At 51.3% G+C, this 24,091-nt stretch carries 26 protein-coding genes and 5 tRNA genes; 14 read left to right on the top strand and 17 right to left on the bottom strand.

Going from position 1 to position 24,091, the window contains the following annotated elements:
* The 3 genes from FHS30_RS16695 to FHS30_RS16685 all read right to left on the bottom strand — a co-directional run.
* Window positions 1-212 (bottom strand): GTP-binding protein (locus FHS30_RS16695; protein WP_246341407.1); only part of this gene is annotated, 212 nt, incomplete at its 3' end.
* An 85-nt stretch (window positions 213-297) separates the two neighbouring features.
* Window positions 298-373, bottom strand: a tRNA-Thr gene (locus FHS30_RS16690).
* Window positions 374-405: 32 nt separating this feature from the next.
* Window positions 406-479 (bottom strand) — tRNA-Gly (locus FHS30_RS16685).
* Between FHS30_RS16685 and FHS30_RS16680 the strand changes: the two genes are divergently transcribed.
* Window positions 472-726, top strand: a complete 255-nt coding sequence (locus FHS30_RS16680) for a hypothetical protein (protein WP_183911672.1) — start codon at window positions 472-474, stop codon at window positions 724-726. The genes FHS30_RS16685 and FHS30_RS16680 overlap by 8 nt on opposite strands.
* Here the strand turns inward: FHS30_RS16680 and FHS30_RS16675 are convergent.
* The 6 genes from FHS30_RS16675 to alr form a co-directional block, all read right to left on the bottom strand.
* A tRNA-Tyr gene (locus FHS30_RS16675) sits at window positions 727-810 on the bottom strand.
* A 93-nt stretch (window positions 811-903) separates the two neighbouring features.
* Window positions 904-979: transfer RNA gene (locus FHS30_RS16670), tRNA-Thr, on the bottom strand.
* Between the two features lie 56 nt (window positions 980-1,035).
* The gene (locus tag FHS30_RS16665) at window positions 1,036-1,734 is read right to left on the bottom strand and encodes an SPOR domain-containing protein (protein ID WP_183911671.1); all 699 of its coding nucleotides are present in this window, start codon (window positions 1,732-1,734) and stop codon (window positions 1,036-1,038) included.
* A gap of 43 nt (window positions 1,735-1,777) precedes the next feature.
* Complete coding sequence (locus FHS30_RS16660; RefSeq protein ID WP_183911670.1) at window positions 1,778-2,485, bottom strand: type III pantothenate kinase; 708 nt, start codon at window positions 2,483-2,485, stop codon at window positions 1,778-1,780.
* Window positions 2,482-3,465, bottom strand: coding sequence for a bifunctional biotin--[acetyl-CoA-carboxylase] ligase/biotin operon repressor BirA (gene birA / locus FHS30_RS16655; protein WP_183911669.1), 984 nt, complete (start codon window positions 3,463-3,465; stop codon window positions 2,482-2,484). The genes FHS30_RS16660 and birA overlap by 4 nt, the downstream gene beginning before the upstream one ends.
* Window positions 3,462-4,577 (bottom strand): alanine racemase, encoded by a 1,116-nt coding sequence (gene alr, locus FHS30_RS16650; RefSeq protein WP_183911668.1) that lies wholly within the window; start codon window positions 4,575-4,577, stop codon window positions 3,462-3,464. The genes birA and alr overlap by 4 nt, the downstream gene beginning before the upstream one ends.
* A gap of 160 nt (window positions 4,578-4,737) precedes the next feature.
* On the opposite strand from alr, the gene FHS30_RS16645 reads away from it, so the two are divergent.
* From FHS30_RS16645 to FHS30_RS16615, 7 genes are all read left to right on the top strand, one after another.
* Entirely contained in the window at window positions 4,738-5,247 is a 510-nt protein-coding gene (locus FHS30_RS16645; RefSeq protein ID WP_183911667.1) for a cyclic di-GMP-binding domain-containing protein, MshE-related, read from the top strand.
* Between the two features lie 411 nt (window positions 5,248-5,658).
* Window positions 5,659-6,921 (top strand): tyrosine-type recombinase/integrase, encoded by a 1,263-nt coding sequence (locus FHS30_RS16640; RefSeq protein ID WP_183911666.1) that lies wholly within the window; start codon window positions 5,659-5,661, stop codon window positions 6,919-6,921.
* Window positions 6,918-7,475, top strand: a complete 558-nt coding sequence (locus FHS30_RS16635; RefSeq protein WP_183911665.1) for a hypothetical protein — start codon at window positions 6,918-6,920, stop codon at window positions 7,473-7,475. Before FHS30_RS16640 ends, FHS30_RS16635 begins: the two co-directional genes overlap by 4 nt.
* A gap of 148 nt (window positions 7,476-7,623) precedes the next feature.
* Window positions 7,624-7,869 (top strand): helix-turn-helix domain-containing protein, encoded by a 246-nt coding sequence (locus FHS30_RS16630; RefSeq protein ID WP_183911664.1) that lies wholly within the window; start codon window positions 7,624-7,626, stop codon window positions 7,867-7,869.
* On the top strand, window positions 7,862-8,236 hold the full coding sequence (locus FHS30_RS16625; protein ID WP_183911663.1) for a hypothetical protein: 375 nt from the start codon (window positions 7,862-7,864) through the stop codon (window positions 8,234-8,236). The genes FHS30_RS16630 and FHS30_RS16625 overlap by 8 nt, the downstream gene beginning before the upstream one ends.
* A complete protein-coding gene (locus tag FHS30_RS16620; protein WP_183911662.1) occupies window positions 8,229-8,405 on the top strand; it encodes a hypothetical protein in 177 nt (58 codons plus the stop codon). Before FHS30_RS16625 ends, FHS30_RS16620 begins: the two co-directional genes overlap by 8 nt.
* Before the next feature lie 3 nt (window positions 8,406-8,408).
* Window positions 8,409-8,795: a hypothetical protein gene (locus FHS30_RS16615; protein ID WP_183911661.1), complete on the top strand. Its 387-nt coding sequence runs from the start codon at window positions 8,409-8,411 to the stop codon at window positions 8,793-8,795.
* A gap of 253 nt (window positions 8,796-9,048) precedes the next feature.
* Here FHS30_RS16615 and FHS30_RS16610 read toward each other — a convergent pair whose 3' ends face one another.
* The gene (locus tag FHS30_RS16610; RefSeq protein ID WP_183911660.1) at window positions 9,049-9,768 is read right to left on the bottom strand and encodes a hypothetical protein; all 720 of its coding nucleotides are present in this window, start codon (window positions 9,766-9,768) and stop codon (window positions 9,049-9,051) included.
* A gap of 274 nt (window positions 9,769-10,042) precedes the next feature.
* Here FHS30_RS16610 and FHS30_RS16605 point away from each other — a divergent pair, with 274 nt between their 5' ends.
* The 4 genes from FHS30_RS16605 to FHS30_RS16590 all read left to right on the top strand — a co-directional run bounded on the left by FHS30_RS16605 (window position 10,043) and on the right by FHS30_RS16590 (window position 15,844).
* Complete coding sequence (locus FHS30_RS16605) at window positions 10,043-11,287, top strand: hypothetical protein (protein ID WP_183911659.1); 1,245 nt, start codon at window positions 10,043-10,045, stop codon at window positions 11,285-11,287.
* A 127-nt stretch (window positions 11,288-11,414) separates the two neighbouring features.
* Entirely contained in the window at window positions 11,415-12,998 is a 1,584-nt protein-coding gene (locus FHS30_RS16600; protein WP_183911658.1) for a type I restriction-modification system subunit M, read from the top strand.
* The gene (locus FHS30_RS16595) at window positions 12,988-14,379 is read left to right on the top strand and encodes a restriction endonuclease subunit S (protein ID WP_183911657.1); all 1,392 of its coding nucleotides are present in this window, start codon (window positions 12,988-12,990) and stop codon (window positions 14,377-14,379) included. The genes FHS30_RS16600 and FHS30_RS16595 overlap by 11 nt, the downstream gene beginning before the upstream one ends.
* A gap of 52 nt (window positions 14,380-14,431) precedes the next feature.
* Window positions 14,432-15,844, top strand: a complete 1,413-nt coding sequence (locus FHS30_RS16590) for an ATP-binding protein (protein WP_183911656.1) — start codon at window positions 14,432-14,434, stop codon at window positions 15,842-15,844.
* 498 nt (window positions 15,845-16,342) lie between these two features.
* On the opposite strand, the gene FHS30_RS16585 is transcribed toward FHS30_RS16590, so the two are convergent.
* Both FHS30_RS16585 and FHS30_RS16580 read right to left on the bottom strand, forming a co-directional pair.
* Entirely contained in the window at window positions 16,343-16,561 is a 219-nt protein-coding gene (locus FHS30_RS16585; RefSeq protein ID WP_183911655.1) for a hypothetical protein, read from the bottom strand.
* Entirely contained in the window at window positions 16,558-17,055 is a 498-nt protein-coding gene (locus FHS30_RS16580) for a type VI secretion system amidase effector protein Tae4 (protein WP_183911654.1), read from the bottom strand. The genes FHS30_RS16585 and FHS30_RS16580 overlap by 4 nt, the downstream gene beginning before the upstream one ends.
* Window positions 17,056-17,386: 331 nt before the next feature.
* On the opposite strand from FHS30_RS16580, the gene FHS30_RS16575 reads away from it, so the two are divergent.
* Both FHS30_RS16575 and FHS30_RS16570 read left to right on the top strand, forming a co-directional pair.
* Window positions 17,387-20,599 carry an HsdR family type I site-specific deoxyribonuclease gene (locus FHS30_RS16575; RefSeq protein WP_183911653.1) on the top strand — a complete coding sequence of 1,071 codons (3,213 nt, stop codon included), beginning with the start codon at window positions 17,387-17,389 and terminating at the stop codon, window positions 20,597-20,599.
* A gap of 297 nt (window positions 20,600-20,896) precedes the next feature.
* Complete coding sequence (locus tag FHS30_RS16570; RefSeq protein ID WP_183911652.1) at window positions 20,897-21,142, top strand: hypothetical protein; 246 nt, start codon at window positions 20,897-20,899, stop codon at window positions 21,140-21,142.
* A 111-nt stretch (window positions 21,143-21,253) separates the two neighbouring features.
* Here the strand turns inward: FHS30_RS16570 and FHS30_RS16565 are convergent, their stop codons facing one another.
* The 5 genes from FHS30_RS16565 to FHS30_RS16545 form a co-directional block, all read right to left on the bottom strand.
* Window positions 21,254-21,733, bottom strand: coding sequence for a hypothetical protein (locus FHS30_RS16565; RefSeq protein ID WP_183911651.1), 480 nt, complete (start codon window positions 21,731-21,733; stop codon window positions 21,254-21,256).
* On the bottom strand, window positions 21,708-22,139 hold the full coding sequence (locus FHS30_RS16560; protein WP_183911650.1) for a helix-turn-helix domain-containing protein: 432 nt from the start codon (window positions 22,137-22,139) through the stop codon (window positions 21,708-21,710). Before FHS30_RS16560 ends, FHS30_RS16565 begins: the two co-directional genes overlap by 26 nt.
* A gap of 6 nt (window positions 22,140-22,145) precedes the next feature.
* Complete coding sequence (locus tag FHS30_RS16555) at window positions 22,146-22,550, bottom strand: type II toxin-antitoxin system RelE/ParE family toxin (RefSeq protein WP_183911649.1); 405 nt, start codon at window positions 22,548-22,550, stop codon at window positions 22,146-22,148.
* A gap of 263 nt (window positions 22,551-22,813) precedes the next feature.
* A tRNA-Met gene (locus FHS30_RS16550) sits at window positions 22,814-22,890 on the bottom strand.
* A gap of 87 nt (window positions 22,891-22,977) precedes the next feature.
* Window positions 22,978-23,895 (bottom strand): EamA family transporter, encoded by a 918-nt coding sequence (locus FHS30_RS16545; protein ID WP_183911648.1) that lies wholly within the window; start codon window positions 23,893-23,895, stop codon window positions 22,978-22,980.
* Window positions 23,896-24,091 lie beyond the last annotated feature (196 nt).

Here is a 24,091-nt window from a genome sequence, read left to right as displayed (position 1 = left end):
TCGTATTCTACGTGTGCAGCAGAGATGGTGATACCGCGCTCACGCTCTTCTGGCGCAGAGTCGATACCGTCAAATGCAACTGCTTCGCCACCCCATACTTCAGCACATACGCGCGTCAGAGCTGCGGTCAGCGTGGTTTTACCGTGGTCAACGTGACCAATGGTGCCCACGTTTACGTGGGGCTTGTTACGTTCAAACTTAGCCTTAGCCATTGCCAACGTCTCCTATATACAGGGGCGAATACATCGTTTCTTCAAACAAAACAAAATTCCGCAAAAGACCGGCCTTTGCGGAAACTGGAGCTCTTGACCGGAGTTGAACCGGTGACCTCACCCTTACCAAGGGTGTGCTCTACCAACTGAGCTACAAGAGCGTAAACTTCAATGCTTTTTCCGGCACCAAAACTGGAGCGGGCAGCGGGAATCGAACCCGCATCATCAGCTTGGAAGGCTGAGGTTCTACCATTAAACTATGCCCGCATTGACCGACGGACTCTGCAGCTACAGCCAATCCGAAAAACACGTCACCGCGCTTGCGGTAACTGCCAGTCATCGTGACCTGGGCTTAAATAATGGTGCAGGGGGATGGATTATTCCCTACGGTCGCCGCTATCGCGGCGCTCGCCTGCGCTTCGCTGGTCGTCGAACCATCCCTCTGGCTCTCACTCCATCCCCCAACGGGGATTTTTCCAACGAAGTGCCAAATTCAACATCTGGACTTCAATAATGGTGCAGGGGGATGGATTCGAACCATCGAAGCTTTCGCGTCAGATTTACAGTCTGATCCCTTTGGCCACTCGGGAACCCCTGCCAAAAGAGCCGGCAATTCTCCGGCTCAAGCTAGCGCTTGTCAACCATTTTTGTGAGTAAATTCACAGGCTTACAGCACGTAGCTTATAGAAAATGGAGCTGGTGAAAGGAGTTGAACCCTCGACCGCCTGATTACAAGTCAGATGCTCTACCAACTGAGCTACACCAGCTAAAACCACTTCAAAACACACCTTTTCAGGCCTGCCTGTAATGTGGAGGCGCGATTCTAGTGAAACTTGTCCCCCGACGCAACAGCTGAACATAAATTTTGACGAATCTCTTGCCCACCATCTTCCGGCAGGAGCTCGGACCAGACCGCATCACCCACTCTAAGCGCCTGGCCTGGCCCCAATACCAACCACATCTCTTTTTGAGTGCGCGGTAAAATTCTTATCTGCGCTGAATAGCCCAAGCGCTCCATCTCCTGCTTCCGGGCCTCAGCCAAGGGCTTCTGGGTAAACATGCCAAACGAAATGCCGTTGGCCAGCTCACCTTTTGGAATCACATAGCTGTCCACCTGCTTTGCCTGCAACTCATGCAGGCGTCTTAGCGCCTGCTCTTGGGATGACTCAGGTGGCAAATAGACCCAGTAGGATTCGCCCGCCGTTATTTCCAACGACTGTAAATTTGACTCCACCCCCAGCGCCCGCAACCGCTCACGCACAATCGCGCCCCGATCCGCATCCACAAACGGCCCAGCCAACGTGCAGATCGGCGCACTGCTGGAAGCAGGCTTAGCGGATGCCTTCGCCAAAACCTCGCGTGCATCGGTATCCATTTCATCAATGATGATCAATGAACGCGCAGCGGTACCCGCCGCCGGCGCAGAGGCAACTGCAACGCTGGGCTCCTCCGCGGGGCGCAAGAGCTGCCAGCCAAACAACAACCCATTCATAACCACCAATACAACAAACACCAATCGCATCTACTTTATTCCTTTATTGTGTTTGAACGCCTGACATTTGGCGCTACGGCAGCGCCACCGCCAAACCATCCATCACCAAATGCGGCACCCAATGCGCCCCCGACAACGCAGCCGCCAGTCGCCGCCCATCGCCGCCAGTCACGACGACCTCGGCATCGGGGGCATAGCGCGCCACCACCTCGCCAACCAAACCAATAGACATCAAATAGGTGGCCCCAGATACCGCAGCCCCGGTATCTCGCGCAGGCGCGTCGGGCGTCGCATCGAGCAACTCAGGCACTTTAACAGCCGCGGTTCCAGAAAACAGACTGGCGCGCATCATGTGCATTCCAGGCCCAATAAAGCCACCCTCAAAACGGTCTGCCCGTAGCACATCGACGGTGAGTGCAGTACCCGCATCAACCACAACCAGTGGGCGATTCGGCCAGCGCCGCCGAGCCGCCAGAGCCGCCAACCACCTATCGACACCCAGACGATCCGGCGAGTGATAACCACACTCCAAGCCGTCCCACCCAGCAAGCACTTGGGCACGCTCAACCTCAATGCCAAATGCTTCCGTCAAGGCCAACGCCAAGCGCTGCGTGGCGCCGGCCACGGACGCCACTCTTATTCGCTCAGGCGGCCCAACCGGCAACCGCAACGCCGCCACACCAGCGCGCTCAAAATCAGCCCAGCTGCAGTCGCCACAGGTGCCAACACCCGCAATACGCCACTTTATTCGGCTATTGCCACAATCGATATCTACGATCATGGGCGCGACCTAACACTCACTTCACCACCATGAAATGTTTGAATGCCATCGTCGGTCTCTAATAGCAAAGCGCCGCCATCATCCACACCACGAGCCACGCCTGCAACCGACTGACTCACACTGAGCAGAGTAACTGGCGCATCGCGATATATGTCCAATGCCGACCACTCCTGCCGCAAGCTGGTAAAACCTTCTCGGCCAAACTGCGTCAACACGGCAACCAATTGCTCAAGCAGCAAGCCGACCACAGTTGAGCGTGAAACGCTAAGCCCTTCGCGACGTAAGCTGGTCCACGGCTGCTCGATAGCTTCCGCTTCTGCGTCGCCCATCTGCACGTTTAACCCAATACCAATCACCACCTGACACTCGCCCGCGGGATCACCGGTCATTTCCAACAAAATGCCACCCAGCTTGCGCCCGTCCACTAACAGGTCATTGGGCCACTTTAACCCCACCGCCACCAATCCCGCGGATCGCAGCGCGCGCGCGCAGGCCACCCCCACAGCCAAACTCAAACCACTGAGCGCGGCCGCACCGCCCGCAAACCGCCACACTAGCGATAGATAAATATTGGCACCAAACGGGCTCACCCACTGGCGACCGCGCCGGCCTCGCCCCGCCACCTGCTGCTCCGCCAGCACGACTAAACCGTGAGCGGCGCCGCCTTCAGCAACCTGCATCGCCTGCACATTGGTTGAGTCAGTTTGCAGCAGTAAACGCAACTGCAGCTGAGCGCGGGCAGATTCTGACGTCGCCGCCAGCACCTCCGGCACCGACAGTAAATCCAACGGCCGAGACAGACGATAACCGCGCCCCTTGATCGACTCCACAGCCAAGCCGAGCGCCTCCAGCTTTTGCAACTGCTTCCAAACCGCGGTACGCGACACACCCAACAGCGCCCCCAGCGCCTCGCCGGAGTGAAATTCCCCATCGGCCAGAACCGGCAACAGCACTTCCAAACTTCGCGTATCCGAACTCATGGCTGCGAGCTTCCTTCTTCTATATAGCGGCGCTCATACCGCGCGCCCAAACTGGTTAACACTTCGTAGCCAATGCTCCCCATTGCAGTCGCCAAGACGTCTACCGTCAGCGCATCGTTCAACAATTCCACATAGGCCTCACCCACGACGGGCAATGGGGATACAGACGATACATCGAACACCAGCGTATCCATCGCCACTCGGCCAACGAGCGGAACGCGCTGCTGCGCCAGCTCACCCACCGCGCGACCGAGCATCTGCCGATGAAGGCCATCGGCATAACCGCCCAAGGTTACCGCCAGCGTCTGCCCTTTAACGCCCTGCCCTGCGGCGCCATAACCCACTGCCGCATCGGCTTGAAGTTGGCGATATTGCATCACCGGCAGCGCCAGTCGAACTACCGCCTCTTGCGGGTTTGACTGGCCGGGCGTGGGATTCACACCATACAGGGCAGCCCCCGGCCGCACGCACTGCTGATGCCAGGCGCGCCCCAGAAAAATGCCCGATGAATTGCTAAGACTGGTAATAGCCTGCGGCCAAACCGACTGTGCGGCACCGCAAACTTGCTCGAAAGCCTGAAGTTGCTGTTGATTCTGGGGATGCCCGGCCTCGTCGGCACAGGCCAAATGACTCATAAAAATCTGCACCGCCAATGACTTTGCCTCAGGCGAAGCGAGTAAAGCCTGCAACTCAAAGGCATCCAAGCCAAGGCGCGTCATGCCGGAATTGAACTTGATGACACAGGGCGCCAATGGCCCCTGCCCTTGCGCAGCCAGCCACCGCTCTATGGCATCCATGGAAAATAGGCTCGGCCACAAGCGGTGCGCGATAAATGCCGGCTCAGCGCCAGGTCGCGCGCCACCCAGCACCACAATATCCGCCTCACCGCCCAGCACCTCACGTAGCTCAACGCCCTCAGCGAGCGTTGCCACAAAAAATAAATCGCAGCCCGCGCGCTGCAGCGCACTCGCCACTGGCTGCACACCCAAGCCATAGGCATTTGCCTTGACCACTGCCGCGCACCGCGCTGGGCGCACCCGATCGCGCAGCCGCAGCCAATTGCGCACAATGGCGCGCAAGTTAATTGTGAGAATGCCGTCTGGCTGAGTCATACCACCTCCCTACCGGTCGCTCAGTTTACGCAGAAGCCCCGTGCCGCGATAGTCACCTGCATAGCGTTCCTCGTATTGAGAAGGAAACCGTCTAAGCAATACCCAGCAACCACTGCTGCCGAGCACTATGCTTAAAGACTAGTAGTATCAGGAAACCGCCATGTTTAAACACTCTGCCCAACGCAAGCTGGGCCAGCTGTTGCTGGATCGACACCTCATCAGCCCACAACAGCTCGCAGACGCGATAGCCGCCCAACGCCAACAGGCGATTCCACTGGGTGAGATCTTGGTACAGCAACACCTCATTAGCGAGCGCCAACTCGCACGCACACTAAAATGGCAGTCGCTATTGCGCACAGCCATGCTTGTGAGCAGCTTCAGCTTAGCCGCAAGTCCTTGCTTAGCGTCTGAAGCTCAACGCATGACCCAACAATTCGTAAACGATATCGGTGGCTACACACAACCGAAGCACAAAACGAAAAAGACCAAGCGCTTTAATGAACCCGAGCCAAGCTGGCTGACGGAGTTGCGATCCGGCCCTGCTGCCCCCATCGTGGCCATGGTCTCTGGCCGATACACCGGTGGTGTAAAGTCCAGCGCCAAAGGCCTGCGCTACAAAACCAAGTGGTCGGAAGACAGCCTGAAATTGGAGCTTCGCTACCAGTTTTAGCCCAGCACTACGAAAGCTTACTGCGGCCAAAGGACTTAGCGATATCGCAGCAACCCCACCACACGGCACCGGCATACATCGAGGCGTCTGCAGCATCAGGCAGAACCCATTAGGTAGAACCAATGTAGCACCCACAAAAAAGGGCTGGCAGGTATTAACCTGCCAGCCCTTTCCAAATATGGTAGCTAGAGGCGGACTTGAACCGCCGACCCCAGCATTATGAGTTATGTCTGAATCGTTTACCCATTTTTTACAAAAATATTTCAAGACCAATAATAACCAACAAATCAATAACTTACGATCACCACTATTAACTCAACGATAACCTCTGTTAACCTCTGCGGTAGCACCACGGTAGCACCAGAGTAGCACCGTGGTAGCACCAGATGCCGCAAAACAGAGAATAGATCCATGTCGGAAACGCACAATTTCACCAAAGCATTGCTCGACGAGCTACAGCCCATACCCGGCAAAACGCGGAGCTACTTCTACGACAAGCGAATCAATGGCCTATGCCTATCAATCACCCCCAAGGGCACCAAAAGTTTTCTGGTCTACCGCAAAGTCGAGGGTAAGCCCGTTAGAGTTACTCTGGGCCGCTATCCCGACATGAAAATTGAGCAAGCGCGTAAATTAGCTATGGATGCCCTGTCTTCGATGGCAGGCGGCACCAATTTGATCGAAGAAAAACGCGCGGCGCGCAGCGAGGGCGTGACACTTAGCGAGGCTATGGCTGACTACCTACGAGTAAGAGGCCACACATTGAGCCCGAACACCATCAGCAATTACAAAACAGTCCTAGATCGCCACCTAGCGAACTGGGCCAACAAGCCGCTCAACTACATTACCCGCGACCGCGTTGCACGCCACCACCGCACCCTAAGCGAAACCTCAGAAAGCGCGGCAAACAAGTCTATGCGCGTACTGCGAGCATTGTTCAATTTTGCCAATGGCCAATACGAAGATCGCCACGGGCGAGGCCTTTTTCCAGACAACCCTGTCAGTCGCCTTACCCACACCCGCAGCTGGAACAAAGAAACGCGCCGCGACAACAAAATCAAAAACAGTCAACTCGCCTCGTGGTTCCAAGCAATTGAAAGCCTCTACCATCGAGAAGACCTATTCACGCACGTTGCCGCAGACTACCTGCAATTTGTATTGTTAACTGGCCTCCGGCGGCGAGAAGCAGCCGGCCTTAACGTTGGCGACCTAGACTTCCGGGATAAAACATTTACCGTACACAAAACCAAGAATGGCCACCCCCTCACCCTGCCAATGTCAGATAACGTGCTCGCCATACTTAAACGGCGGGCCGAAAACACTTCCGGGGAAATGGTATTTGAAAGCTCAGGCTCCAGTGGCCAAATCAATGATCCCCGCCGCATCATTGACTACATTCGAGAGGCCTCAGGGGTCCACTTCACTATTCACGACCTCCGGCGAACGTTTATATCCATTGCAGAATCTCTGGATATACCTGCCTATGCCCTAAAACGCTTGGTCAATCACAGTACAGGGGGCGACGTTACCGCCGGCTACATCATTATGGACGTCGAGCGATTGCGTGTGCCCATGCAAAAAATATCCGATTTCATCAACCAAACAGCAGCAAATAATACGACTGGCATCCCCATGCCAGGCCTCCGTACCAGCGCAACCGAGAGTCCTCTATGAATAAAGCTACAACTAAATTTCTAAGCGACGAAATACAAGAAATCCTAAAGCAGCCTGTAAAAAAAGCTTGGCTAGAACATAGGCACAATCTGCCATTCGATGACGCTTTCGAAGTGAGAAGTCGCCAAATTGCACTAGATCAACTGAAAGAACTCGTGCTATCAGAGGGTTTACCTAGCCTAAACCTAGCCGAGGCCACTCTTAAGATCGACAAAGCCAGAGAGAAGCTCAAGAAGCTACAGAACCCGCTAACAACCTCAACTCCAACCAACGGCGGCAGAAGAAAATTAGAAATTAACCTCTTTATTAGGGAGTACCTGAGCAGCTTCCCTGACGCCAATGCCTCAGCCTGCTGGGCATCTTTGCGGAAACACCATCTAAGCCATCGCAATGAACAGGATTTTTTTGGCCTGGTCATTGAAGCAATTAATAACGAAATGCTCGAGTGGACATGGGACAAAACAGGCGTGGGGAATACCACCTCGAAAGCTAAATTCAGCCAATATTTTAGGAACACTAAAACGCAGCTAAAAAAAGTGTGTAAAAACGTGTAAAACTGCTTAAAACTACCAATTCTACACATCGCCTACTCGAACATGCCCTACATCAACCACCAACAACGGTGGTTGATCTTCGTAGGGCGCCTTAAACGATCATAAAGCCGTCCTTCGGAGCCAACTAAACTTCGTTAGGACTTAGCCCATGAAACGACAGGCACTTTCCACCGCCAGTACAGAAACCGAACACACCTCGGATAGATTGCTCACCCCCCTCGCGGCCTCACAAGAACTTCACGTATCCGAGGGTACCTTGTCCGTATGGCGCTCTACCGGCCGCTACCTCTTACCCTACGTCAAAATTGGCCGCAAAGTACGCTACCGCCAATCCGATATTCAAACCTTCATCCAACGCCGGGTTCACAACTTTGGAGGAGCCAGCGATGAATAATGCCAAGCGCGCCCTACCAAGCAAGCACGAACTGGCCTTAATCGACCTGCTAGAAGCCGGCACCACGGGCATATCCAAACTCACGGAGCTGCCCTCCTATGGCGAAACAGCGCTGCCAACCACCATCAGTGAATTAGGCCGTGATCGCGGCTTAATTATTCACCGCGAGCGTCGACCGCACACCCATCGCCATGGTGGCAAAACGTCTTTCACCTGGTATTGGCTAGCAGACCAACGTCAAGCCAAAAAAGCCGTTCATCTCGTCGCCCATCTCAGCGCAATGCCGCCAGAACAGGTACGTGAAAATTACCAAAGGTACATTGCCGCCTTCCCTGCTGTTGCCACAGGAGAGTCTGCCAATGATTAGGTTCCATTTGGAAGTGTGTACCACTCAAACGCAGCTCTATACGGTCAAGCTGGAGGCTTCGAGCGAGGCACAAGCAAGGGCAAAGGCGCTGGCGCACAAAGGCGAATGGATCTCGCATTATCCGCCTGATTTGGAAGAGGCCATTATTGTCACTATCCGCGAGGTGTAACCAGTGGCGAGAACAGACCGCAAAAAGCACAAAGGCCGGGGCGGCTCGCCCACCTTTGTGCGGCTGTTCCATCGGCTGTTAGACAACCCCGATTATATCAACTTAGGGCATACCGCACGCTCGCTATTAATTGATGTGCTCAGACAGTATAACGGCCGCAATAACGGTGACCTGTGTGTGACCCTTACCGTGCTCAGAAAGCGCGGCTGGACATCAAACGACACCATGCGCAGAGCGCTGGGCGAATTGATAAATGCGGGCTGGATTATCCAAACTCGCCAAGGGGGCAGAAACAGCGCCAGCCTCTATGCTGTGACCTTTGAGCCTATCGATGATTGCAGAGGTAAGCATGATCTTAAATCCACCATCACAGCACCACGCAAGCTTTAATAGCACTGGGCCGTCTACCGGCCCAGCGATACATTCATTGGGCCGGGACACGGCTCAACAAATTTGTAAGCAAAGAATAATTGCACCGTCAGCCGGCCCAGTCGGGCCGTATTTTGAAGATTCGCTAGGCCGTCAGGCGGACACCTTTATAGATATATACCATAAGCATTGGCTGCAAACTGTAATACTGGTCACCGTCAAATGCCCGCGTGCAATAAGCCAATGCAACTCCTGAATTGCAAGCGACTGCCAATCACGCTTCCAATAAAGCCGTATTGAACTTCTTCCGAAAGCGCTCTGAACACGTCAACCTGTGGCATCCAGATTTTTTGAGCAGCTTAGTTAACTTAGGTTGTAACCTACCCCATTTAGCGCGCTTCACTTCGATCGTCGAAGTGGCCATGGTTTCCATGAAATCCAATTCGTGAATTTCGAATTCTTCACCACCCTCAAAATAACCGTAATAGACCACTTTATTTTTAAAATCATAAATGTGAGGGTTAACGGGATAATCAACATGCTTAGCAATCCGATTGAAAATTTGCAGGCTACGCACAAGGTTGGACTCCGCCTTTGCAAACCAATAAGCGCAGGCCGCCTTATCCTGAACATCCAAGGCCTTTAAAAAACCACCTTCAGCCGCGCCACCATCGTCGAAAACGCCCAACGCTGACACACGCTCATGAAGGAGCCACACATCTATTTGACTGAGTTTGCGAGTCTCACCGGTTAACAGTGCGTTGATAGCATACCCAGAAATAGAGTAGCCAGTGGCTTCGCGAAAGTAGTGGGGCAAAAAATCCTGAACTGGCTTAAGAACCTTAGTTAGCTCCGCCAAATTTCTTTGATAGTCTGAAGAATCAATACGGGACAAAATGCTGTGCGAGGTCATAAACATTTCCTTTAGTGTACAAGCTGCCCCCACCCAACTGGCCAAAAGAATGTTTAGATAATGTTGAAACGATGCTGCCATGAAGGCGCTGGCAAAGATGTGGGGGATGCCATGTCCGCACGAGACAAGCGCAGTCTAAGCATCGCAGATGTAAAATTCAAGCCCGCCCGCGCACGCCAAACCTGCCCCACCAAAGCGCCCCCTCCACCTCTACACCTTAACGCAAGCGCACAATGCGGCGCTTGCGCTAGAGGGCACCTTTTCGCTCACCTGCGGCAAACCCGCGCTATCCTCCGTATTCTCATGAATGTGGCGCGGGAATCTACGGGTATTTCGCGCCAATATAAAACCTATATTGCCAACCCCGAATTACACACCTATTCTTGGCACTTCAACCAAGGAGAAGGTTATGAAAATAAAGAATATCGCACCAAGTTCTCTGTTTTTTGGCGCAGCACTCATGTTTTTTGGCGCCCCCACGCTCGCAGTTAATCCAGCCACAAGTCCATTACAAAGTACCGACAAAACACGCCTTACTGTTAGTAACGATACGCCATTTGCAGCAGCTGATAGATCTAACGTCACCTCTTCTGCCTCATGTAATATTGCAGCAAACACGACCAAAGCGGAGTTCTTAAAAGCTTTTTCTGAGATTACGAATAACAAAGATCGCTTTGAGTGCCTGCTAGAAGTTCATACTGCGTTAGAAGTGAAGCAACCCACATACAATGATAAAGCCTATGTAATCGGCGCATCTACTGAGCCCCAATTAAGCATCAATAAGGAAATTCTTGAATCCAGAAACAAACAACAAGACACCTATGACTTGCAATTTTTGTTCGCTAGCCTAGAAAAATGCTTTGATGGCGATAAAAAATGGTATTGCTGGAATAGATTTAGCTACAGCTCAATGGGGCGCGAAGGCTTTGGTGGCATAGCTGCGGGAGTAGCTGGCAATTCGAACACCATTGTCATCACACCACTTCAATACGACCTGCGCTTTAGTGAGACCTATGGCTGGCACCTACCGCTAACTATCTATTCGGCAGAGATCTCAAGCTCAGCCGATCCCGAAGATGCAAACCAAGCAAAGCTGCTGGACCCAGAGCAAGGCCTGTTAAACGTAACGATGTCAGGTATCGGAAAATTTCGAATCGGTGAATTTTGTAAGTTTGACAGTGCCTTTGGCTGCTACGTGTCACTCCAAGGCGCTATGCGCTATACCCGATTTCGTGCAACTGAAGACATAGATTCCAACAAAGGGACAGACGCCAACGCTATTGGTGGGCTGCTAAAGCTGGGGGTTAATTTTGTTTTTCCAATATACGAACTCAGCCAAGGTATAGCCGGCCACCTAGCCTTAAGCGGCGCATACACGGGCTATTACCAAAATCTATCAGACTCTACCATCCTGTTTAGCGATGCCTTAGATACCGAGGGCAACCCGCTCGCCTTCGATAAAAGCTATCAAGCGTGGAACGTAAACGCCGAACTTGCCATAACTGACAAGCTGGGCCTAAAGCTAAAATACTTTGACCCTATAGACAGCGACATCCTAAAGAAAACCTTCGCCGTCGAGTTCACCTACGACGTCAACTAGCGCACCACTGGCCTGCCAGAGGTTTTGGCAGGCCATCACTAGCCCAAACCACGGGCAGACAAATCCCCCCACATCCGGCAAAATCCCCCCTCCAGTAAATTCCATCAACTGAAGGACGCCGTATTCCATGGCCAAGAAGCCAGCCAAAGCCACCGCCAACAAAAAAGCTAAGAGCTTTGAACAAACTCTCTGGGATACCGCCGACAAGCTGCGTGGCTCGGTAGAGTCCTCTGAATACAAGCATGTGGTGCTCTCGCTCATCTTCCTGAAGTTCATCAGCGACAAGTTCGAGGCCCGCCGCGCCCAGCTCATCGCCGAGGGCCAAGCCGACTATGTGGATATGGTGGAGTTCTACACCATGCAAAACGTCTTCTACCTGCCTGAAGAATCCCGCTGGTCACACATTCAAAAGCACGCCAAGCAGGACGACATTGCGGTGAAAATCGACACCGCCCTCCACACGGTGGAAAAGCACAACAAATCCCTGCGCGGCGCCCTGCCCGATAACTACTTCTCCCGCCTGGGGCTGGATGTGGCCAAGCTGGCCGCGCTGCTGGATTCCATTAACAACATCGACACCATTGAAGACAACGAACAGGATGTGGTCGGGCGGGTGTATGAATACTTCCTCGGCAACTTTGCCGCCACCGAGGGCAAGGGCGGTGGCGAGTTCTATACGCCCAAGTGTGTGGTCAACCTGCTGGCCGAAATGATTGAGCCCTACCACGGCAAGATCTACGACCCCTGCTGCGGCTCCGGCGGCATGTTTGTGCAATCGGTCAAATTTGTGGAAAGCCACCAGGGCAACAAGAAAGACATTTCCATCTACGGCCAGGAACAAACCGCCACCACCTACAAGCTGGCCAAAATGAACCTGGCCATCCGCGGCATCAGCGCCAATCTGGGCGAGGTGCCGGCCGATACGTTTTTTAAAGACCAACACCCCGATTTAAAAGCCGACTTCATCATGGCCAACCCGCCCTTTAACCTGAAGGAATGGCGCGGCCCCGATGAGCTGCTAGATGACCCGCGCTGGGCCGGCTACGAAGTGCCGCCCACCGGCAATGCCAACTATGGCTGGATTTTGCACATGGTGAGCAAGCTCTCCGCCAACGGCGTGGCCGGCTTTGTGCTGGCCAATGGCGCCATGAGCACCAACACCAAAGGCGAAGGCGAGATCCGCAAAAAGCTCATCGAAAACGACCTCATCGATTGCATGATCGCCCTGCCCGGCCAGCTGTTTTACACAACGCAAATTCCTGTGTGCCTGTGGTTTATCACCAAAAACAAAAAAGCCGAAACCATCCCCGGCCACCCGGAATCCAACCACCGCAACCGCCAGGGCGAAACCCTGTTTATTGATGCCCGCAATATGGGCTCTATGATCAGCCGGGTTCACAAGGAACTGACCGAGGAAGACATTGCCACCATTACGCGCACTTACCATGCGTGGCGTGGAGAGGCGAAAGACGGTGACTATGAGGACGTACCGGGGTTCTGCAAGGCAGCCAAGCTTGAGGATATTGCCGCCAATGACTACGTACTCACCCCCGGCCGCTATGTCGGCGCCGCCGATATTGAAGACGACGGCATCGCCTTTGAAGACAAAATGCGCGACCTCAGCCAAACCCTGTTTGCCCAAATGCAAGAAGCGGAAGCGCTAGATAAAGTGATTCGCCAGAACTTGGAGGTGTTGGGCTATGGAGAATGATTTTATAAAGCTGTGTAAGGTTGAAGATATTGCGCTTGAAATGGGAGACGCTCCATTTGGTTCAAATTTAAAGACCAGCGATTATACGAATAGTGGCGCGCTGGTTGTCCAAGGAAAGAATATTCAAGGCCGGAGTTTTGATTGGGATGATAGAAGGTATACCACTATAGAAAAGTACAGATCAATCCCCAGAAGTCAGTGTTTTTCTGGGGATTTGATCTTTCCAAAAGTAGGAACAATTGGGAAAGTTGGTGTTTTAACTGAGTGCGAAGGTGAGCGGTTTTATTTGCTCTCCACAAACACTATGAGATTAAGAGTTGATCCATCTAAGGCCAATCATTTATTTATCTATTATTACTTCACGTGGCAGAGAACCGTAAATTTAATTCATGCAATGAATTCAAAATCGGTACAACCTGTATTTAACTTTACTAGCTTAAAAAACTTTCCGCTAGAGCTACCCCCACTGGATACTCAAAATAAAATAGCCAAAATTCTTGATGAAATCGACAAAAAAATCGAACTAAACCGCCAAACCAACGCCACCCTGGAAGCCATGGCGCAGGCGTTATTTAAAAGCTGGTTTGTGGATTTTGACCCGGTCATCGACAACGCCCTGGCCGCCGGCAACCCTATTCCCGAAGAGCTCCAGGCCCGCGCCCAACGCCGCGCCCACTACCACGAACAAAACCGCCAACAACCCAACCCCCAAGCCCCCCTCCCCCAACACATCGCCGCCCTCTTCCCCAACCGTTTCGTAGAATCCGAAACCCTGGGCTGGGTGCCGGAGGGGTGGAGCTCAGGAACGCTATCGGACCTCGCTAGCTTCGGCACTGGAAAGCGAACGACAGCCGAACTCAATATTGAGAACTACATTTCCACCGAAAACATGAACCCAGAAAAGGCTGGAGTCACTAAGGCATCCGGACTTCCCAGCACCGATTCTGTTGCGGCCTTTGCGAAGGGCCACACGTTAGTTTCAAATATCCGGCCTTACTTCAAGAAAATTTGTCTCACTAGATTTGAGGGTGGGCGATCAAACGACGTACTTTGCTTTGTCCCAAAGCTAGAAGAAGGGAATGAGTACCTATACAACTTGCTGTTTCAAGACGCTTTTTTTGACTATATGACAGCAACATCTAAGGGCACAAAAATGCCCCGCGGTGACAAAGCAGCAATAATGAGCTGGCCTGTTGTAATTCCACCGCAATCCTTTGTCAGCAAATACTCTCAGACGGTCTCAACATACTATGATTCGATAGAGACTAAAAATAGCGCGAGCCAAACCTTGTCACAGCTCCGCGACACCCTCCTCCCCAAACTCCTGTCCGGCCAACTGCGCCTGCCAGACACCGAAAAACAAGTGGCTGAGGTTTTGTAATATCACCACAGGCAAGCCAAATAATTGTTGGCTCAACAAGGAGCAATAGCTTATGGCGATTACAGTTGAACAAATTGATTTATGGCTGACCGTGCGCAGTGAGCACCAGCGGCTTGAGTTTAAAGAAGCGAAAACACAATACAGCAATGAAAAGTTGTACAAATACTGTGTCGCCATCGCCAATGAAGCGGGTGGCCACTTGGTTTTAGGCGTTACCGATAAACTGCCACGTAAGGTCGTTGGCAGCCAAGCGTTCAATAATCCCACAGACATGGCCGCAAAAATCTTCCAAGCTATCGGCTTTCGTGTAGACATTGAAGAAGTGGCCCATCCCGATGGCAGGGTGGTGATATTTACTATTCCTTCACGCCCAAAAGGCACGGCTTATCACTATGGCGGCGCCTACCTCATGAGGGCAGGGGAAGAGCTTGTGCCCATGAGCGAAGATACGCTACGTAAGATATTTTCAGAGGGGCAACCAAGCTGGCTAGAAAATATTGCCAAAAGTGATTTGAGCGCGCAAGAAGTGGTGCAATTGCTGGACACTCAAACCTACTTCGACTTACTAAACCTCAACTACCCCACGCAACAAGAAGGCGTTATTGCTCGGCTGTTGGACGAGCATTTGATTGAAGCCACCAGCAACGGCTATGCAATTTTAAATATTGGCGCTCTATTGCTCGCCAAAAACCTCAAGCAATTCTCCAGCGAAGTTAGCCGTAAAGCCGCTAGGGTGGTGGTTTATGCCGGCGAATCAAAGCTAGAGACTAAGTCAGACATCACCGGGGAAAAAGGCTATGCGGTTGGTTTTAAGGGCTTAGTGGGCTACGTGATGAGTCAGCTTCCGCAAAATGAGGTGATTGAAAACGCCATTCGAAAGGACGTGAAGCTGGTGCCTGAGGTTGTTATCCGAGAACTGCTGGCCAATGCGCTAATCCACCAAGACCTCGACTTAGGAGGAACATCGCCGGTTGTTGAAATTTTCAGCAATCGTGTTGAAATTTCCAACCCTGGCGAACCTATTGTACCCGTAGAGCGCTTCATTGATGGCTATCAATCTAGGAACGAAAAAGTTGCGGATATTATGCGTCGCTTCGGTATCTGCGAAGAGAAAAGCAGTGGAATTGATAGAGTGGTAGAATCCGCAGAATTTCTTCAACTCCCAGCACCAGACTTTCTTGTAAGTTACAAAAGAACCGTTGTGGTTATACATGGCCCTCGTGAGTTTAGAGATATGGACGGAAGCGATCGCATTCGCGCCTGCTACCAACACTGCGTACTGCAATGGGTTTTGAGAAAACAAATGACCAATCAGACACTACGAAAAAGATTTGGTGTGTCTGAGGGTAGCGGCAACAAAATTTCACAGATAATTACCGCAGCTGTTGAACAAGCACTAATCAAGAATGACCCTAACGCGCCGGACTCTAAACGTTACGCTCGCTACATCCCCATCTGGGCCTAATCGCTATTTCATCGCTAAATTGAGCCTTCCTTAGGGAGCCAGCTAACTAATTGAAAAATATAGGTTTTCTTATTTCAAGGCAAATCGAAGTGGCTATTTTTTGAACGCCAAAGGACTAGCCTCTTTGCCCCCGAAACCAGTTTGTGGAGAGTAAAACGAGGAATAGACTCCACTACCTGGTTTGTGGCGTTTGCAGACTCCGCAAATACTCACTGGGTTAAGCCAATTCCGACCATATAGAAAGCAGTTATTTATCGAACAACGAACTTGCCCATTAATTGCACATAGGTCGCTATAGGCTCTGGTCACTGGATGCCATCAAGGTGCCAACTCCGGAGATGTGAACCTTAGCCCGGGAAGTTTAAAGCAGAACTCCGAGGCTCGGAAGCGCTTGCAGCGATTCAACAAGCGGGCATAGCAAGAAACAATGTGATACAAGACAACAGTCGCCACTGATTACAGCAGACTACCGTCAAAAAAAGTTAAAAGGTTAATGGACTAAAGGGAGGATTTTTTTGCAGCTGCCAACCGGTTGCCGGCAATACCGCCAGCTATCAAACTAACGCCAAAAGCCATCAGAAAAACCTTAAAGTTGCGGGTAGACTCTTCTTCGCTGTTAAACAATGGGCCAAAAAAATGACCGATCAACCAAGCGAAGCTTACACAAAAGGCACCCCCGATAATTGCTCCTAATAGCATATAGGCAACCTTTTTCATTTAACCTCCCAAAACAGGATTTTCTTGGACTTTTCAAAGTCGGACCAGACATCCGGAATCACGACACCAAATTGAATCCGCAGCCAGGAAGACCAGTCGGTAATGCGGTTCTTGTTCCAAAGGTCGATGTGATCACCAGTGGGCGCGCCCTCTTTATCGACGCTACGCATCCAATAGTCTTTAAAGAAGATGATACCGGTTTTCCCCGCAATAACAGATTTATAGTTCACGGGAGTAAGCGAAATGGTGCGCCCAATACCTGGCAGGGAAACCTTTTTCAGCCCGGCAGCTAACTCTTCAGCAGCCAGCACATGACCTTCCGATACTCCGTGATGCCAACAATGGCGTTTGCCTGGCACTAAACGTTTTGTATCAACACCAGATTTGGCCAGCGCTGCGCCAACCTTGATCGCACACTGATTTTGGAAATCGTTGCTACAAGGTTTGTCGTGAGGGTAATTATCCCAGAGGGCCTCAAATTTGAGGGTAGCCATAATCGCTCCTTGATGTGGTTGTCCAGTTGTAGGCCATCGGCGATGTTAACCTTTAAAATGATCGCGTCGCCAGTAACTGGTACCTTCGCTTTACACCCGCCCCCATTGCCCCTACATTCCCTTGATAGAAGATAGGAAAGCACATGCTGGTGCTACTGGATACCCATGCTGACAAAGCCCCAAGGAATATGGTGCAATTGTCCAAGTATCAACGAGCAAAGATTTAGTGGGAGCCCGCCAGTAGATGACAAGCATGCCGGCACCGCGACAAACGTGTTTGCGATTGATTAGATAACCTACCCAGCGAAGCGACTCACATAAGGATTTGAGCGTGTCATTCAACGAAGCCAAGCTAGAACAAGCCATTATCGCGCTCCTTGCCGGACAGGGGTTCCCCTATTCGCCCGGCAGCGAGCTAACGCGCGCCCCCCATGAAGTATTAATCAAAAGCGACCTGCGCGCGTTTCTAACGCAGCGGTATGCTCATGAAGGCATTACACCGGCCGAAATAGATAGTGTGATCACGGGCCTTGAGCGGCTACCGGCGCTGGATTTATACGACACCAATAAAGTTATCCATAAAAAAGTGGCCGATGGCTTTTTACTCAAGCGTGAAGATCGCAGCAAAAAGGACTTGTACGTACAACTGCTGGATTACGGCGACCTACAGCTACCTCAAGAGCAGGCGCTGCCCATGGTGGCCGATAGTGGCATAGCGCCCGACCGCAACATTTACCGGGTAGTTAATCAACTTGAAATCGAAGGCAGCGAAAAGCGCATTCCCGATGCCATCCTGTACATCAACGGTCTGCCGCTGGTGGTGTTTGAGTTTAAAAGCGCGATACGCACCGAAGCCACCCTTCATGATGCCTATGTACAGCTCACTACCCGCTATGTGCGCGATATTCCGGAGCTGATGAAGTACAACGCTCTGTGCGTGATTTCTGACGGTGTTAACTCCCGCATGGGCTCGCAATTCGCACCCTACGATTTCTTTTACACTTGGCGCAAGGTCACGGGCAGCGAGACCATTGAGCAAGATGGTATCAACGCGCTCCACACAATGATTCAAGGCCTTTTCGATAAGGGCCGGCTGCGGGAAGTGATTCGCCATTTCATCTACTTCCCCGATGTTTCTAAAGCGGGTGTAAAAGTAGTCTGCCGCTACCCTCAGTTTTATGCGGCTACACGCTTATTCGAAAACATAAAAAAACACAAAAAGCCCTACGGCGACGGAAAGGGTGGCACCTACTTTGGCGCGACCGGCTGCGGTAAGAGCTTCACAATGCTGTTTTTAACGCGACTGCTCATGAAGAGCCTGGCATTTGAAAGCCCCACCATCGTTTTGATTACCGACCGCACCGACTTAGACGATCAACTGTCTTCACAGTTTACCAATGCCAAGGATTACATCGGCGACAATACAGTGGTGAGCGTAGAGAGCCGCGCACAGTTGCGGGAGCTGCTAAAGGGGCGACAATCCGGCGGCGTATTTTTAACCACGATTCACAAATTCACCGAAGATACGGAGCTGCTTACCAATCGCACCAATGTAATTTGCATCAGCGATGAAGCCCACCGCAGCCAAACTAACTTAGACCAAAAAGTGCGCGTGACAGAAAAGGGCGTGGTGCGCACCTTTGGTTTTGCCAAGCACCTTCACGACTCACTGCCCAATGCCACCTACGTGGGCTTTACCGGCACCCCCATCGACGCCACCCTGGATGTATTCGGCCCGGTGGTAGACAGCTATACCATGACCGAATCTGTCAAAGACGACATTACAGTGCGCATTGTGTACGAGGGCCGTGCCGCCAAGATTATTCTGGACAACGATAAGCTCCAGGAAATTGAAGCCTACTACGCCCAGTGCGCGGAGGACGGCGCCAACGAGCACCAGATTGAAGAAAGCAAAAAGGCCAGCGCCAACATGGGCACCATTCTCGGCGATTCTAAACGAATAAGAGATTTAGCAGAGGATTTTGTTACCCATTACGAACGCCGGCTGAGTGAAGGGGCCACCGTGAAGGGCAAGGCCATGTTTGTGTGTAGCAGCCGCCCCATTGCCTATGCGTTCTGGCAGGAGGTGGTAGCACTCAGGCCCGAGTGGAACGAGATACGCGCCGCCGAGGAAGGCGTCACCCTGACAGAAGCGGAAGCGCGGGAGATCAAGCCTATTGAGCGGATCAAAATGATCATGACCCGCGGCAAGGATGACCCCAAAGCCCTGTACGACATGCTCGGCACTCAGGATTACCGCAAAGAGCTGGACCGGCAATTTAAAAATCCGAAATCCAACTTCAAAATCGCCATTGTGGTGGACATGTGGCTCACCGGCTTTGATGTGCCCTTTCTGGATACCCTCTACATCGATAAACCCATTCAGCGCCACAACCTGATCCAGACCATTTCCCGTGTGAACCGGAAGTTCGCCGGCAAAGACAAAGGGCTAGTGGTGGATTACATCGGCATTAAAAAGCAGATGAACTTGGCCTTGGCCCACTATAACAAGGCCGACCAGCAGAACATTGAAGAGATCGCCCAATCCGTGATTGTGGTGAAAGACCATCTGGATCTGCTCAACAAGCTGTTCTACAAATTCGACGCCCGCCCCTACTATACCGGCGAGCCCCTGGCACAGCTCAATTGCCTCAATAACGCGGCGGAGTACGCTCAGACCACCGACAAGACCGAAAAGCGCTTCATGGCCTTGGTAAAGCGCCTGAAAGCCGCCTACGACATTTGCTGCGGGTCTGAGGCGTTGACTGAGCCCGAGCGGGACCAGATTCACTTCTACCTGGCCGTGCGCAGCATCCTGTTCAAGCTCACCCGCGGCAACGCCCCGGACACAGCCCAGATGAACGCTCGCGTACGGGAAATGATTGCCGAGGCACTGAAGGCCGATGGCGTGGAGGAAATTCTCAAGCTTGGTGAGGATAAAGCCGGCCCCACGGATATTTTCGATGATGATTATTTAGCCAAAATCGAAAAGATCAAACTGCCCAACACCAAAATCAAACTCCTGCAACAGCTGCTGGCCAAAGCCATTGAAGACTTCAAAAAGGTCAACAAAGCCAAAGGCTCCGACTTTGCCCAGCGATTACAGCGGCTGGTAGAAAGCTATAACGAGCGCAAGGAAGACAATGTATTGGTGAGCGAGGTACTGGAAGACTTCTCCGACGAGATTATCGACCTGCTCAACGCCCTCAAACGCGAAAAAGCCTCCTTCGCCGACCTCGGCCTGGAACTGGAAGAAAAAGCCTTCTACGACATTCTGAAGGCCCTGGCAGTGAAATATGACTTTACCTACCCCGACGACAAACTCCTGAGCCTCGCCAAATCGGTAAAGGCCATAGTAGATGACAAGGCCAAGTACACCGATTGGAGCCAGCGGGACGATATTAAGGCTGAGCTCAAGGTAGACCTGATCCTGGTGCTTGCCAAGCATGGCTACCCGCCGGTGGACAGGGATGAGGTGTATAAGGAGATTTTTGAGCAGGCGGAGAATTTTAAGAGGAATCGGCCAATTAGATCGGGAAACTAATCTAATCTGTAACCAAGCTTAACAAAGAGTAAATTTCTCCATGGGCTCACCGACGCCTTTACAGACTGCTGTACAGAAATGCTTAGATTCAGCTCAATTTGAAACTAGAGCCCCATATGAAATACCACATGTGCTTACTGAGCCTTCAAGCTATGGGCTAGAACGGCTTCATTTGAACCGTCGAAAAGTTTCGCAACAAGCCTCCGAGACTGATTGCAAATCCAAACGGGCCACAGATCCATTAGCCCGCAAACTGGCGCGAGCAATTACCGAGTTATTCAAGAAGAAATAAATTGTTTGAAAAACGACCACTTCAAAGCGCTGCAAAATTTGAGCGCGGAGGAAAACTTCGAAGCGTACATGGAGGCGATGGTCAGCGTGGGGCCGCATCCGGATTTACTGCGGGCAGCTCAATTCTGTAAAGAGCGGTTTTCACACATACCCTTTTACGCGGAACGCGCGAAAAAATATCCAGATTTCTGGCTAAACTTCGCAGCAGGAAGTGTGAATATCGGTCTAGACCCATCAACTGGTGAACTATAAGTAAAGCAGTCGCCGCAAGTCAAAGTCTGCTTGGCTGAACTATTAGAACGATCAGCTGTATGAGTTCAACCGCCATAAACACTCAGGAGACCTAGATCTAATACTATATAGTTAATTGTCAGACTCGCTTGTATCCACCGTCTTCTCCACCTTATCGAAAGTTGCCAACGGCAGTATTACACGCCCCCAAAGCATAGAGGACGTTATCGAGTCGACCCGATCTCGAACAACACCATATAGAATATTAGCACCATTTATCACTTTAATTTTATCTGCCGTTTCCTTTACGGACTTATACCTTTCCGGAGCACTATCACTGAATGAAATATACGCTATAGCTTCAACATCGATTTCGTAAAAATTTGATAGAGACCCCTCCTTATCCTTGCTTTCAGGGTTTGACTGAACCCTTAGCTGAATAATGGTGGTATCTCCATCCTCATCCTCATCTCGCTCAATCTGCTTTAACGTAAACTTTACATCTTCAATCGAATAGCCTTGTGGGATTCGGTCGAATTCAGCGACTGGATTACAGCGAACCTCAACACTTAAAAAGGCATAATGTTCAAGCTGCAAGATTGATGGATTCATTATTCAACCACTCCTGAATTGATACCACCTTTTCCTTTTGCTTTACCTTTTTCTTAACTTCATGACGCAGTGAATTAATTCTCTCTTCTTGCATTTGAGCATAAAATTTTTCCGCGGATTTAATAACCTCGGTATAAACGACCCTTGGAATCATAGCTACATGCAATTCACAATCTAAAGCTTTAGCCATTTTGGAAAGACTAGAGATTGAAAAGTTGTTGTCACCCCTTAACGCTTTAGTAAGGTAAGCCCTACTACAGCCGAGCTCATTCGCTAATTCTGTCTTGGCCATGCCTTTATGATCCATGGCCGCTTGTATCATATAAGCAACTTCCATCAAAATTCCTGAAGTCTTATATGCTGCTGTATTCTTAACCTTGGAATACAAATCTTTAAATTTAGCCATATTCAATCACTCCACGAAGATTAATTTATCTTCTTCTTTAGCCTCGAAATACCGATCCCTTAACCTACAAACTTTTTTCTTCTCAGACTCTGGCGTTTTTTGAGATTTTTTTCTAAATATATGGGAGCAAACAATGAGCTTCCCTTCATCATAGAAGTACAAGACTCGATAATTCCCTTTGATAAACTCCCAAATTTTTCTATCTTTATCGACCTCATGTCTGTTCGATGCGGGAAGTGCTGTAGGGCCCACTTCAGCTGCCAACTCAAATAGCTTCAACCATCCAGATAGCTCCCCACCTTTTAGTTGGGAAAGACTATCCGCTAAATCAGACTCGCCCTCGCAATCGGATTCCACCAGCAGCCGCCACTCCCGAGCTTTGCCGGCCGGCACTATATCAGAAAGATACATTGATAGTTAACCTTTGAGTTAACAAGATTAGAAAAAGTTCCATTTATGTCAAGTTTGGCACCCATAGACCATCCTCCGACCAAGCCCGACATCTCCGATGTAGCAGACTTAGTCCAACAGGTTATATGAACTTGCGGGGCGAACCAATTAATAATCGGGAAAGTGTCAGCGATAGATGACAGGGGTTGAAGAAGCCGGGTAGCACCACGGTAGCACCAATAAAAAAGGGTTAGCAGGCACTTACCTGCTAACCCTTTCAAATATGGTAGCTAGAGGCGGACTTGAACCGCCGACCCCAGCATTATGAGTGCTGTGCTCTAACCAGCTGAGCTATCTAGCCATATCTTTTTAAGTAGCCAGATGGCCCACTCAAAGAGGGCGCGAATTTTGGCAATTCACCCCCACCCTGTCAAGGCCTAAATCGCCCTTAGCGGCCTTTTAATAACGCAGCCAGCATGGAACCCAGTACCACCAGCCCAGCACCTAACCAGCTGAGCCAATTCATGGGCTCGGCCACCAGAAAATCGGGCGCGATCCAATCTAAGATTTGAACGCAACAGAGCGTGATAACCGGCACCAGTGTAATGGTCGCACTCACGCGACTGGCCTCCCAGTGCACCAGTGCATAGGCGAAGGTGCCGTAGGCGATCACCGTATTGACACCAGAAAACAACAAACACCCCCACGCAAATGGCGACAACTGGGCAAAACTCGAAAAATCTGCCGCCGGCGCGAAGGTCACGGCGCCCACGGCGAAGATAATCCACAGAATCTCCATGGAGGTCAGCGACGTCTGCAATTGCTTTTGGATAATGCCGTAGGCGGCCCAGACTACGGCGGCCAGAAAAATCAAACCCACGCCCAACACGTATTGACCTTGGGCTGCCAATATTTCGGGGATGCGCAAATTAAAGAACAGCACCAAGCCCAATAGGAACAACACAACCCCAAAGCCTTGCCCCAAAGAAAATCGCTCATTAAATATGAACAGACTTAATACGAGCATTAACATGGGCGCCAACTGAATCATCACTTGCGCCGCCGAGGCGGTGGTGTAATCTAAGCCCAGCAGGTAAAGGAGGAAGTTGCCCAATAAGCAGACAATCGCCACCACAAAGCGTCCCGCCATGGTGCGATCAAATAATTTTCGCCACGGAAAGCCGCCCCTACATTGGATATAAGTGCCAATCAGTAAGGTGGATAGGAAAAAGCGGAACCAAGTAATCGTCACTGCATCCATCGGCCCCAGCACGCCCTTGAGCGCGATGGGCAGCAGCCCCCACATCAACGCCGTTACCAAGGCGAGCACAAGGCCTAGCTGCCATCGTCCAGTAATTACATGCACGGTTATTACTCCTGAGGTCATTGCCGCTGCGACACCTACCGTGTCTATGCTGGACGAGATAGGGCTATTGAATTAGCTCCGTGTTGAGACGACAACGCGGACACTACCCTCAGCCCAAAGATCAACTTTCTAGGCTTCTATTTGCCTATTTCGGCAAAAAATGCAGAATAAGTGACTGCAGGGTCTCACAAGGTCA

This window comes from Simiduia aestuariiviva, assembly GCF_014192475.1.
Classification (GTDB): Bacteria; Pseudomonadota; Gammaproteobacteria; order Pseudomonadales; family Cellvibrionaceae; genus Simiduia; species Simiduia aestuariiviva.
The sequence above is the reverse complement of the archived record's forward strand: the minus strand, read 5'-3'. Positions and strand labels throughout refer to the sequence as shown.